Origin of the sequence: Desulfobulbus rhabdoformis (assembly GCF_016919065.1) — a bacterium.
GTDB lineage: Bacteria > Desulfobacterota > Desulfobulbia > Desulfobulbales > Desulfobulbaceae > Desulfobulbus > Desulfobulbus rhabdoformis.
On record NZ_JAFFQA010000076.1, the window covers coordinates 1 to 10,303 of the forward strand.

Sequence of the window (10,303 nt, forward strand, 5' to 3'; positions counted from 1 at the left end):
TTGGCGCTTTTCCCTTGTAGCGCAAGCTTTTGCAGGTGGCGCTCATAGAGGGACTCGAATCGTTTAATTTCGGCCTTGTTCATAGTATACTCCTTGCTGTAAGTGTTTGAAAATTAAACTCTTACACCGAGTATACACTGGTTTTTATTCTGCCGCGCAGCGGCTTCGTCCAACAACCTGCTCCACTCGGACCCCGTAAACAGCGCTGGTCCGGTGAGCAGTACGTTGTGCGTCTTAATAACGAAGATTAACGGAACGAATATGAATGATTTAGCTTTATGGCTATCCGCAATTAATCTCTTCATAATTGTCATTGGTGGACTAATAATACACAGATATCTCCCAGCCTACTTCGTCCAAAAAGGTAAGAATCTGGCAACAAAAGAAGACGTTGAAATAATAACTGAGAAAGTAGAGAAAATACGAACTCAACACTCAACTGATATTGAAAAATTCAAGTTGGAGCTACAAAAGGATCTTGAAGCAATAAACCGCAGAAGAAATATTTACGATAATGCCATAAAATCACTAGGCATTTTCATTTTAGGACGAAACGCTACCCCTGCGGAAAAAAAGCAATTCCTCAGTGATTATTCTGCCCTTTGGTTATGGGCTCCAGACGAAGTATTAAAAGCATTCAAAGCTTTTCTCTCGTTACAAGTTGAAATAGCCAGTAATCCAACGTCCATGGATTCAATGCAAAATGATCTTAAGAAGGCATACACAAAATGTGTTTTAGAGATGCGGAAGACTTCAGGCTTTCCATCCACTTCATTAACTCATGACGATTACAAGTTTGTATATTTCTAATACTGCAAATGGCAAATGCACAATCGGATAGCCGGGGGTTTTTCTCCCCCGGCCTCCACACCACCTGGCATGCGGGTCCGCACCAGGCGGTTCCCAAAGAGAGACGGGCCGTGGCCGGTCAATCGATAGCTTCAGTTCTTTGAAAAGACGGCAGTAGCCGCGACTATCTTGGAGAGTTTGCTCCCCATGACGCGCCCATTGTGTTCGCTCGCCCGGTCGGGTTCAACGCGATATGGAGCTCATGAGGAATGACATCCCCCTCTTCAAGTTCGGCCCTTCGACAGGGTAAGTCTTCCCGGCTCTCTATGCCGGGCTTGTTTCCAGCCACCACACTGCCATCAGTGGTGACTTCCTGTCTACTATGGCCTCTGCTGACTTCTGCTCCATCACGGAGACCGTTACCGGAAACCGCGCTTTTCTTTACGAAACGCATGTGGAGCAGATCTCCCCGGATAAGAACGTGAACTGTCGCTACACAACCGCAGCATTTACCGTATCACCTGAACCCGTGGGACCTCGTCATGTGGTGCTGACTTGCCCGGTGACTCGGCCTTATATGCTGTTTCTGTCCGTCGGCTCATAGCTTTGCGCTCGGGCTTCCTTCAGACCCCTCCTCGCGGAGACGCCCTTGCCGTCGGCTAGTACTTTGGTATCGCTGCCAAAAGGCAGTGATTGGATTCTACGTACAGGGGACTTGCACCCCATAAGTTCACGCCCATGCCGGGCGTACACCAAGCGTTCAAACCGTTCGGCTGAAGCCTCACTCGGACCGCGTGATCGCGGCCGTTTAACTTACCGTTGTATGTAACAAAACTGCATGAATCTTATTAAGAAAATATTTATCCTAACACCACTGTTGGTGACATTTTTAAAAGGCCATCAATTATTCATATCTAGGGATTTTAACGGTGCAATATTAAAATTTGAAAAGTGCTTATCAAGCCCAAATTTTCATCACGATTTATTATTTTCTCTACATGGCCAAGCGTTAGCTGCTGTGGGCAGATTGCAGGAGGCTCATCCATACTTGCTTAAAGCATGCGAAAACTATGAAAAGGACGGCTGGCAGTTCAAAGATGAAAGTATTTCAAAAACAGCAGAAAACTGCATCAACGCATTAAAACATACATGCCACCATCTAGGCACAAATGAAGGCAGTCAATACTTCAGTAACTGGCTAATAAAAAAGAGAAATAATCATACAACAATCTGCTGCAAGGGACCTGCTGCCAGCTGGGTTATTCTAAACCAATATCTTCGGTTGAAGGCAAGAAATAATTTTAAAGTCTTCAGGTGAAACTCCGCAGGCCCCTGAGCAGCACGTTATGTGTTAAAAGTAATTATGAAGTGTGAAATTTGTGGTCAAAAAATCAATATAAATTGGGGCAACTCAAATGTCACTCTCTGTCAATATCATGCTTCAGATTCAGAAGAACAATTAAAAGACATAAATTATAAGAACAACCCACAGTTTACATGTGAATCGCCGATCTCTAAGGGACTTTTTATATCAATATTTGTCATAGAAATTTTGTTAATAATTCCTTGGTTACCATTTGCAGGTTTATCGGCCATGGCCTACGATTCAGGGAGGGTATGGCCTGCAATTATCATGGTTGGCCCATTTCAAGCATACCCTCTGTTAATCCTTATTAGTGCAATAATATCTTCTATTCTTTATAAAAAGAATAACTACTCGTTGGCAACAATTTGGGCAATATCTCCCATCTTGATTTCATTCGGAACACTTGCACTATTTGATATTATTTCAGGAATTCTCAACGGCTTTTAAATAAGCTATGGGGTCAAGTCTTTGCTTGGCTCTTCTCTTGTTATTAACTAAATAATTCACCGATTAAACCGGTGATCATCATGTTATATGCCAAAGAATTGAGCTTTAGCCATTCATTGCCAGAGAAATTCAATGATTTTCAGTAAAAGAAAATTATCAAATCCAGAAATTAATCGCATTAAATCTATTTTAAGCAAAAGCGGAAGAAACAATATAAATCTAGATAAAATTGAAGCTGTTTCTAATAAAACTGGCAGTGCTATTTTTGCATTATTTTATAAAAACAATGGGCGAGAGCCATATGATGAATATTTCTTTCTAATAAAGAAAAAAATATATTTTATTATGGCTGATACGTTTTGGGATATCAAAAAAGTGAAAAATACAAAGCATTTGAATGCAAGATTCCACTTTAAGGATGATCCCGGAAGCTACAAACAGCTCGTTAATGAGTCTATTCAAAAAGAAACTGTTGAATTATCTTGCATTGCTAATGATGCTTTGAGAGCTTTAACGGATGGAGAATACCAGTTCTATTTTAAACATGTTGAAGAATTTTAAAAAAACTAGGGTCAATCATTGATTGATAAACGAAAATAACAAAATCATCAATATCAGGAATAATAGGGGACGTACCACGATTTTAAGAAAATCCGACAAGATAATACACCGTATCAACCGGTGATTATCGCATTATGTGAAAATGAGGGAAAGAAAATGAAGCATCTAATATTCGTACTTCTGCTGCTTTTGAATGGTCAGGTTTTGGCTGAAGAGTTAAAGGAATTTGATTTCGATGTGCCGTCTGCAGCGATGCAAGACCGTGGAGTCAAGCCCGAATGTAAGTTCGAGGGGGTAACTATTCCAGAAGATGCTATTATCTATGCGGCAGGTGGGTATTCCGGTAGAAAACTAGATTTTCAGATAGATCAAAGCGGCCATACGGCAACACAATTCGACATCGCTATCAACAGCAAGACCCGCCCAGTGATACTGATCTTGGGAGCCTATGAACCTACCATTTGGAATCTCGGCTGGAGTTCTGGAACGAAAATTCTAGCAGTGTTTGCATCGGGATACCACAGACAGGTTATAGCGGGCCTTGGAAGTGAAACTCCGACCTTAATCAGCTCCTATGATAACAAGGGCCCCTGTGGCTATTTCTACGTAGGGAAAGAAAAGAACGTTCAGCTCAATCCGCAATCTCGACAACTTTTTGGAAAACCGGTCAATCTTGTCTATCAGGGAGACAAAAGTGGGAAAATTGTCGTTGGAGACCCTTTAACAAACACTGAAAAATTAACCACATCCAAGAAAAACACTCCCGAATCGTACCGAGACCAAAGCGCACCACTTGCAGGAAAAGCCGGACTAGATGACGCGGAGGCAAAAGGAATTATTCGCAGGGCAACGGTTGCCGATGCAAATCAATGGGTTGAAGAAGTATTTGCTAATTCTCCAAAACAAGATGTGCCCCCTATTGCGGGGCAAGGAATACCTAAGCCACGGAGACCGCACCTGCATAATGCGTATGTTGTCTTAAAAGAATTTACCTATCCTGCGGGGTTATACGGGGGCAATTCTGCTTCGTTTTTCGTAACAAAGGGTGTTCCAATACCAAAGGGTAACCCTGGGCACTCAACAATCTATGATTTTAATTCGCTCTTATGCAATGGCGTAGGATGTGGGCGCTAACAGCACACGATGCAAATGAAGATTAACCTGCTACTACCTTTGATGTCGCAAAAGACATTCGTGAGTCTCAAATACCCATGAACGTGGGCGTTATACAATCAATAAGGGACGTACCGCGGTTGTTTTGATGGCATCCCGCATGTATCCCGGTATACACGGAAGGCCTTGAGCCGCTAGGGTGGTACCGGGTTCAACTCCCGGTTTCGATATAAATTGGAAGTAGTTTGTCTGATTCAATATAAAAACTTACTTGCGCAGGAATGCCTCTATAAGAGCAAGCAAATTCTTGATCGCAGGCAGATACAATTTGTCAAGCTTGCAGGTCGATTACATCAGAGGCATATTTTAGAGTCATTTCGAAACCAGAAGGATTGTCAGGGCTCGTAGAAAAAAGCTGACCATTCCACCCTCTTCCGGTTTTAAATAATTCAGATTGTGAGTCATATAGGCTGTAAATATCTTCCAGAATTTCCTGAGGCTTCTTCCCCGCAGACCTACCTTCCGAAATAATATCAGCAGTTTGAACTTGCACCTGTCTAAACTCTCGATTAAAAAGTTGGTTAATACGATCCATACGTCGTATTGCTATTGTATCAATTTTTTCTTCTAAAGATCCTGAACTAACAGCAAACAAGCACCCTCCGCAGTCGGGCTTTGAATAATTTTTTAATAACTCCTCGGCAGCTTCGTCATTTTCCGAAACGCTATCGATTTTGTTACGCATCAGGTCTCTGCGAGAATGTAATTTCGAATTATCAGTCCCTTGATTATCAGAAGTGGGTAATAGATTACTCCGTTGTTGAACTGTTTGAGAGGAGTAAATCCTCAAAGATGAATAAGCTTGTATTTGAGAGCTGATTGATGAAATCATGTATATTCTCCAATATCAGGGGACATGGAAAATTATTAATGTAACAATTGTATCGGCTCACATTTTTAAATATTTAAGATTTTTTTGATCCAGATCAAAAATGACCATAAATGAGATAAGAATTCCACTTTTTTCGCATTTGTTGTGGGTTCAGAGTTATATTTGCCCCCCCTTCGCAAGGGGGGTGAGCCCATATCAACTTAACACGCAACATATACAGAATAAAAAATAGGATCTATTACGTATCTGTAAATCATGCTCCAGTGAAAATAAATCAGAACAAATCCTCAAAAAAATTATTAAAAACTGTTTCAGAATGAACAAATGTGGTCAGACCACGTTTTAACTCTATATAACTAAATAATTCACCGGATAAACCGGTGATTATCGCGTTAGGCGTTTTTTTATGCTGAGGATTTGCTGTGATTATAGTAGTCAGTCCCCATTGCTTTAGAGAATAATAAAATGAAACATGCACCTGATCGAACCCGTTCCGCAGTTATTACAATCATTTTTACCGTGTTTTTGCTTGCGCTCGGGGATGCAATCATCAAGGGGATCAGTGCCAATTTTACGCTCTGGCAGATTTTCTTTCTACGCTCTATTGTAGTCGTACCCATTTTGCTTGTAATACTTAAATTCAGCCAGTGGCATGCTCCAATCTGGCCGAAATTATTTTGGTGGACTGTGTTGAGAAGTTTTCTACTAACACTAATGTGGGTCGCTTATTATGCTTCACTTCCTCACATCAACTTATCAGTAGCGGCAGCGGCGTACTATACTTTACCGATTTTCATAACGATCTTCGCTGCTATATTTCTTGGAGACACTATCGGCAAGATTGGATGGTTAGCGATTGTGCTTGGGTTCGTTGGAGTTCTCATGGTGCTTCAGCCACGAATTGTAGATTTTAACTGGTACGCTCTTCTTCCTATCTCATCTGCGATTCTGTATGCCTTGGCGATGATACTCACCCGATCTCGTTGCAAATTTGAGAATATTTTCGTACTTTCTTTGTGGCTGAATCTCTCGATGTTTTTTATCGGCGCAGTAATAAGCGTGGTCATGATGTTAATCCGACAATCTCCACAGGTAACTGTGGGGCAGGAATTCCTTATTGGCTCATGGTCGGAGATGGGTATAATGGAATGGGTGGTAATTGCGGCTCTCTCGGTCGCAATACTGATCGGGAGCATAGGGGCCGCGTATGCCTATCAAAATGGGACGCCAGCTACAATCGCGACTTTTGATTTTGCTTATGTGGCATTCGCACTCATCTGGGGTTTGATCTTGTTTCAAGAAATTCCCAGTGCCATTGGTTCAGTTGGCATATTCCTAATCGTGTTTGCAGGGATTCTTGCTGTCCGCTCAACAGCAAAACGTAATGCTTCGCCTAATCGGGTAGCTGGGGGAATTTCTCCCCAGCCCCCACACACCACCTAACACGCGGGGCTCGTGAAGGCGACCACCTATCACCACGGGTGCATCCGATTAATAGGGTCAGCCCACGCTTTGACTCTATATAACTAAATAATTCATAGCATAAACCGATGATCACCATGTTATGACTAACAAATATATATCATCAACAGCATTTATTTTTGCTATAGTTGTTTCTGCTTTTCTGTCTCCATTAAATAAATATTTTTTGCCAAATTTTTTATTTCACCTATTCCCACAAATTGTAACATTACTATTATTTATATTTTTAAGAGCAAAGCCACAAATTATTTCAGCTTGTTCATTTTCATTTACTATATTTTTGTTATTTTATGGTCTATGGGTAGAATCTTTGCCTCATTATGAAGGATTTGAGTGGCTAGGTTACGACTTATCTATTCCAGGAGGAGTTATTGGAACAATCATCATTTTTGTATATTATAATTTTTTTAAACCACAACAAAATAATTCTATTGTTTTTATTTGTTCATTCTTAATTATTTCACTGGGCTTAACAGTAAATTGTTTTATTGTTTTCAATACTGTTATGCACGGCCCACTTACTATCACAAAGATCTGATGTCCTTATACTACATCATTAAATAATAGGGGACGAATAATAGGGGACGTACCACGATTTTAAGAAAATCCAACAAGATAATAAATCGGATCAACCGGTGATTATCGCGTTATACATTGTAGATCGCAAATGACACATCAAGATAAAATCATTCGTTTTTGGGGGATTTTAGATTTGGCTGCCATAGGATGGTATGTTGGTTTTAATCTCGTGAAAGGTGAAATCCCGTTTTACTCCGATATAGTAACGGCTAAATCAACGTCCATATCGTTTGGCGCTCCAATGCCTATGATTATCGCTTCTATCTCTCTATTTCTATATTTAACGCTATTATTTTCAGGTATCTTTCTTTTTAAAGGCGTTAAGTATGGCGCTTTATTGAGTTACTTTCAGTGTCCGTTTAGGCTACTGGCATTAATGCCAATTTCTCTATTCTTTTTGACATGGCCGGTTAAGTACATATTCGGAGAGCCTTTACAAGTTGGCGATTCAGTACAGTCATTTATACAAGCTCCTATCATAGCTTTTTTGTCTTTAAGGCTATTGAGCGAAATATTAAAAACTACTACCGTAATACGGTGGCATAAAGGAATAAATAGAGGTGTATAACCTGCGCATTTACAAAGGATTCGCAGGTGCGGGCCGCCTTTGCTTTGGCATAGTTTGGTATTGAACTCTCATTAGCGAAGTTCGCATCCCCTGCTCATCTGTAGTGCGCGATGTTATATTTTTACCCTATAAATGGACACCGTTGAACAAATAAAAAAATCTGCCAAAAAGTATATTGTTGATCCCTTGAGTAAAATAAACATTGGAATACGATTAAGTAATTTATCTGTAACTACTCCCCCCTATTCTTCGGCATCATCTTCGGCATCAGGCAAAGTTCCTGCCAGTGCCAACTGGATAGCCCAACGGAACCTTTTTATGGAAAGTTGAGCCAATTATTGCCCCAGATAAGCTTGATAATTGGCTCGGATACTTTCCATAAAAGTCTGCCGCTCCAGTAATAAGCACCTGGCAGGCTGTTCACAAAACGAACAAAGCGTGGTGTGGAGTGGTGGCTTTTGGGGCTCGGTTTCCACATCACGCTCATCGAACTGGATATTCAAACAAGGACAACCTGGGCACAAATTATTTGTGCAGGTTCTGCCTCATTTGGAGTACAGAATTTTTGAGAAGGCCATCTATTTGGGGATACAGAATAGCCGGAGCGCCCGTCAAGCAATACGGATTTCTTCCAGCGACTTACGGCTCCGAATTGGTGCCTGATCCTCATCGGGATGGCCCACAGCAAGTAAACAGACTATCCTGGTTTCCTCGGCTAAACTAAGTTTATTTTTCAGCTGCTCTTCATCAAACATCCCTACCCAGCAGGTTCCCAAGCCCATGTCTGTTGCTCGAAGCATCATGAATGCAACCGCTATACCGACGTTCATCGCTCCAGCACCGAACCTTGCCGCCATGGAATTAGTTTCCTCTCGAGCCACATAACTTTCAACCCCCTTCATAGGCTCGGGATCGAATAGTTTGTTTTCTTTGTAGAAAAAGGCTGCTGCCTGGGAATCGCGCACATAACCTTCCAGGTCGGCACAACAGACGATAATCGCCGGAGCTTTAGACAGCCAAGACTGTTTGTGGGAAACTTCTTTGGTCGCAATCCAATCTCGTGTGCCTTGGTCAGTTATAACCGCAAAGCGCCAAGGTTGTGAATTCAGGCTTGATGGAGCCTGACGTGCAGCCTCCAAAAGTTCCTGAATTTCAATGTCGCCAATTGGTTCATCGGTGAATGATCGAACACTGTGTCGTTGTTCTATGCATTGTTTAACACTTTTGCTTGTCATGATTTCCTCACAGGGGGTAAATTGGGCACCAGTTTATGGAGGATTTTGCATTTTTTCAGTAACGCAAAAAATCCATGTTCGTCCTTATTTTAATGCTTCCCGTTTTGTCTATCTCGCTTTATCATGACAAATAATATGGCAAAACTGACAAAGCCAATAGAAGCCTACAATCCGGATCAGGCAAAAAGACCGATATTTGTGGCATCGGAATATTTTCCTGCCAACACAGGATTTTGGCACGCTCATCATCGGATACAGCTCATTCATGCTTCTGATGGTGTGCTCACTGTAAAAACCAGGCTCGGCCTATGGGTGGCTCCACCGTATCGGGGAGTATGGGTTCTCTCTGGCCTGGAACATAATGTGACTTCACGCAAGGGCTTTTGGCTGCGAACACTTTATGCCGAGCCTGACATAATACAAGCTCCAAAACAATGTTGTGTGGTTACCGTGAACCGACTTTTGAGCGAATTACTCATTGCGGCATCAGAGTTCGGAACCGATTATCCTCCAGAAGGCCCTGAACAGCGTTTGATTCAAGTCATTGTTGATCGCTTGTCGGAACTTACCACAGTATCTGCGTACTTGCCCCGCCCCCTTGATCCTCGTCTAGCTAGAATTTCCCAACACCTGGAGAAACAACCTGCTGACAGCACATCTCTTGACAAACTGGCCCCTAAGGCGGGACTCTCAGGGAGGACTGCAGCCCGTTTATTTGCAAAGGAAACCGGAATGACCTTTGGTCAGTGGCGACAACAGTTACGCTTACTCTGTGCCATGGAGTTCCTTGGTACCGGAGAAAGCGTAACTCATGCAGCCTTTGAAGTTGGCTACCATGATGTTTCTGCTTTTATTGTTGCTTTCAAAAAAGCCTTCGGAACTACGCCTGCAAATTATTTTAAGTAATCTCGCAGGTTTGACGTTTCCGCCATTCCCCCCATCTCTGGGTGAGAGACAGCTCCATTGAAGGAACTGATCAGCCTACTGATCAGCAAACGCCCGGAACCAGCAATTCCCGATGCAGCCGGAAACCTAGTAATAGCGCTAAAAATGGATTTAGCTTTCGTAAACCCTTATAAAAAATACGGGGAAAATTAATTTTTTTCTGGACATATTAACGAATTAGCGATTTTCGCCTTTTTGCAAGAAAAACAACAACTTACAAGGAGGCGCCATGTCGAATCAAATTTCATCCACCGTAAAAACTCGCAAGAGAGATATCGCACGCATGGAAAAAATTACCGTACGTAAGCATTTGAACAGTGATGCTC

General features: G+C 41.9%; 12 protein-coding genes. 9 read left to right on the forward strand and 3 right to left on the reverse strand.

The window, feature by feature from the left end:
- Positions 1–261: 261 nt before the first annotated feature.
- On the forward strand, positions 262–810 hold the full coding sequence (locus JWJ90_RS21675; RefSeq protein ID WP_205229310.1) for a hypothetical protein: 549 nt from the start codon (positions 262–264) through the stop codon (positions 808–810).
- Between the two features lie 163 nt (positions 811–973).
- Here the strand turns inward: JWJ90_RS21675 and JWJ90_RS21680 are convergent, their stop codons facing one another.
- Positions 974–1,243: a hypothetical protein gene (locus JWJ90_RS21680; protein ID WP_205229311.1), complete on the reverse strand. Its 270-nt coding sequence runs from the start codon at positions 1,241–1,243 to the stop codon at positions 974–976.
- Positions 1,244–1,627: 384 nt separating this feature from the next.
- Here JWJ90_RS21680 and JWJ90_RS21685 point away from each other — a divergent pair, with 384 nt between their 5' ends.
- From JWJ90_RS21685 to JWJ90_RS21700, 4 genes are all read left to right on the forward strand, one after another.
- A complete protein-coding gene (locus tag JWJ90_RS21685) occupies positions 1,628–2,107 on the forward strand; it encodes a hypothetical protein (RefSeq protein WP_205229312.1) in 480 nt (159 codons plus the stop codon).
- Positions 2,108–2,137: 30 nt separating this feature from the next.
- Positions 2,138–2,602, forward strand: coding sequence for a hypothetical protein (locus tag JWJ90_RS21690; protein ID WP_205229313.1), 465 nt, complete (start codon positions 2,138–2,140; stop codon positions 2,600–2,602).
- A gap of 132 nt (positions 2,603–2,734) precedes the next feature.
- Positions 2,735–3,163, forward strand: a complete 429-nt coding sequence (locus JWJ90_RS21695) for a hypothetical protein (protein ID WP_205229314.1) — start codon at positions 2,735–2,737, stop codon at positions 3,161–3,163.
- A 156-nt stretch (positions 3,164–3,319) separates the two neighbouring features.
- Positions 3,320–4,297: a hypothetical protein gene (locus JWJ90_RS21700; RefSeq protein WP_205229315.1), complete on the forward strand. Its 978-nt coding sequence runs from the start codon at positions 3,320–3,322 to the stop codon at positions 4,295–4,297.
- A 310-nt stretch (positions 4,298–4,607) separates the two neighbouring features.
- Here the strand turns inward: JWJ90_RS21700 and JWJ90_RS21705 are convergent, their stop codons facing one another.
- A complete protein-coding gene (locus tag JWJ90_RS21705) occupies positions 4,608–5,168 on the reverse strand; it encodes a hypothetical protein (protein WP_205229316.1) in 561 nt (186 codons plus the stop codon).
- Positions 5,169–5,633: 465 nt separating this feature from the next.
- Between JWJ90_RS21705 and JWJ90_RS21710 the strand changes: the two genes are divergently transcribed.
- The 3 genes from JWJ90_RS21710 to JWJ90_RS21720 all read left to right on the forward strand — a co-directional run bounded on the left by JWJ90_RS21710 (position 5,634) and on the right by JWJ90_RS21720 (position 7,797).
- A complete protein-coding gene (locus tag JWJ90_RS21710) occupies positions 5,634–6,611 on the forward strand; it encodes a DMT family transporter (protein WP_205229317.1) in 978 nt (325 codons plus the stop codon).
- Positions 6,612–6,732: 121 nt separating this feature from the next.
- Positions 6,733–7,188 carry a hypothetical protein gene (locus tag JWJ90_RS21715; RefSeq protein ID WP_205229318.1) on the forward strand — a complete coding sequence of 152 codons (456 nt, stop codon included), beginning with the start codon at positions 6,733–6,735 and terminating at the stop codon, positions 7,186–7,188.
- Positions 7,189–7,317: 129 nt separating this feature from the next.
- Entirely contained in the window at positions 7,318–7,797 is a 480-nt protein-coding gene (locus tag JWJ90_RS21720) for a hypothetical protein (protein ID WP_205229319.1), read from the forward strand.
- A gap of 611 nt (positions 7,798–8,408) precedes the next feature.
- On the opposite strand, the gene JWJ90_RS21725 is transcribed toward JWJ90_RS21720, so the two are convergent.
- Positions 8,409–9,032 (reverse strand): nitroreductase family protein, encoded by a 624-nt coding sequence (locus JWJ90_RS21725; RefSeq protein ID WP_205229320.1) that lies wholly within the window; start codon positions 9,030–9,032, stop codon positions 8,409–8,411.
- A gap of 135 nt (positions 9,033–9,167) precedes the next feature.
- On the opposite strand from JWJ90_RS21725, the gene JWJ90_RS21730 reads away from it, so the two are divergent.
- A complete protein-coding gene (locus JWJ90_RS21730) occupies positions 9,168–9,938 on the forward strand; it encodes an AraC family transcriptional regulator (protein WP_205229321.1) in 771 nt (256 codons plus the stop codon).
- Positions 9,939–10,303: the final 365 nt, after the last annotated feature.

Bases quoted from the DNA above. Each gene is read 5' to 3' on its own strand.
- JWJ90_RS21675 (WP_205229310.1), top strand. From the start codon at position 262: ATGAATGATTTAGCTTTATGGCTATCCGCAATTAATCTCTTCATAATT.
- JWJ90_RS21680 (WP_205229311.1), bottom strand. From the start codon at position 1,243: ATGCGTTTCGTAAAGAAAAGCGCGGTTTCCGGTAACGGTCTCCGTGAT.
- JWJ90_RS21685 (WP_205229312.1), top strand. From the start codon at position 1,628: ATGAATCTTATTAAGAAAATATTTATCCTAACACCACTGTTGGTGACA.
- JWJ90_RS21695 (WP_205229314.1), top strand. From the start codon at position 2,735: ATGATTTTCAGTAAAAGAAAATTATCAAATCCAGAAATTAATCGCATT.
- JWJ90_RS21700 (WP_205229315.1), top strand. From the start codon at position 3,320: ATGAAGCATCTAATATTCGTACTTCTGCTGCTTTTGAATGGTCAGGTT.
- JWJ90_RS21705 (WP_205229316.1), bottom strand. From the start codon at position 5,168: ATGATTTCATCAATCAGCTCTCAAATACAAGCTTATTCATCTTTGAGG.
- JWJ90_RS21710 (WP_205229317.1), top strand. From the start codon at position 5,634: ATGAAACATGCACCTGATCGAACCCGTTCCGCAGTTATTACAATCATT.
- JWJ90_RS21715 (WP_205229318.1), top strand. From the start codon at position 6,733: ATGACTAACAAATATATATCATCAACAGCATTTATTTTTGCTATAGTT.
- JWJ90_RS21720 (WP_205229319.1), top strand. From the start codon at position 7,318: ATGACACATCAAGATAAAATCATTCGTTTTTGGGGGATTTTAGATTTG.
- JWJ90_RS21725 (WP_205229320.1), bottom strand. From the start codon at position 9,032: ATGACAAGCAAAAGTGTTAAACAATGCATAGAACAACGACACAGTGTT.
- JWJ90_RS21730 (WP_205229321.1), top strand. From the start codon at position 9,168: ATGGCAAAACTGACAAAGCCAATAGAAGCCTACAATCCGGATCAGGCA.